Annotated in this window: 2 protein-coding genes; both read left to right on the forward strand. The window is 72.2% G+C overall.

The window, feature by feature from the left end:
- Positions 1–712 (forward strand): sensor histidine kinase (locus tag ACNPM4_RS17520; protein WP_448986530.1); only part of this gene is annotated, 712 nt, incomplete at its 5' end.
- Positions 709–1,221: response regulator transcription factor (locus ACNPM4_RS17525; protein ID WP_448986531.1), on the forward strand; the 513-nt coding region annotated here is incomplete at its 3' end. The genes ACNPM4_RS17520 and ACNPM4_RS17525, both read left to right, overlap by 4 nt.

Below are 1,221 nucleotides of genomic sequence, written 5' to 3' on the forward strand. Positions count from 1 at the left end.
GGCCCTGGCCGAGACCGACCAGGTGCGCAGCGCGCTGTTGTCGGCCGTGAGCCATGATCTGCGGCGCCCGCTGGCCTCGGCCGTCGCGGCGATCGGCGGACTGCGCGGCGCGCACGAGCTCTCGGCATCCGATCGCGCGGAGCTGCTCGCGACCGCCGACGAGAGCCTCGCCACCCTGTCGACCCTGGTCACCGACCTGCTCGACGTGAGCCGCGTGCAGGCCGGGGTGCTCGCGGTCTCCTCCTCTCGGATGGATGCCGCCGGCACCGTGCTCGCCGCCATCGATGAGCTCGGGCTCGGCCCTGCCGACGTCGAGCTCGCCCTCGACCCCGAGCTGCCGCCGGTGTTCGCCGACCCCGTCCTGCTGCAGCGCGTGCTGGTGAACGTGCTCGCCAACGCGCACCGCCACGCGCCCGAGGGCAGCCGGGTGATCGTCTCGACCAGTGCCCTCGGCGATCGCGCCGAGATCCGGGTGATCGATCGCGGCGACGGGGTCTCACCCGAGCGACGGGACCGCATCTTCCAGCCGTTCCAGCGCTTCGGCGACACCGACAACACCACGGGGCTCGGGCTCGGGCTCGCCCTGTCGCGCGGGTTCGCCGAGGGCATGGGCGGTACCCTGACACCCGAGGACACCCCCGGCGGGGGCCTCACCATGGTCATCTCCCTGCCACTCGGCGCAGGGCATCACGACACGGAGGAGACGGAGTGAAGCTCCTCATCGCCGACGACGACCCGCAGATGGTGCGGGCGCTGCGGATCACGCTCGCCGCCCATGGATACGAGGTCGTCGTGGCGGCCGACGGTGCCGCCGCGGTCGCTGCTGCCGCACAGACGCATCCCGACCTCATCATGCTCGACCTGGGGATGCCACGGCTCGACGGCATCGAGGTGATCCAGGCGCTGCGCGGGTGGACGAACGTGCCGATCATCGTGGTCTCCGGCCGCACCGGGTCGGCCGACAAGGTCGAGGCTCTGGATGCCGGTGCCGACGACTTCGTGACGAAACCCTTCCAGGTGGACGAGCTGCTCGCGCGGCTGCGGGCGCTGTCCCGCCGGTCGATGCCGGCGAACGGGGAGTCGACGGTGGCGTTCGGCGACGTCGTGGTCGACCTCGCGACCAAGACCGTGACCCGCGCCGGAACTCGCGTGCACCTGACGCCGACGGAGTGGCGGATGCTGGAGCACCTCGCACGGCATCCGGGTGCCCTGGTCACGCGA

This window comes from Microbacterium umsixpiens, assembly GCF_053543675.1.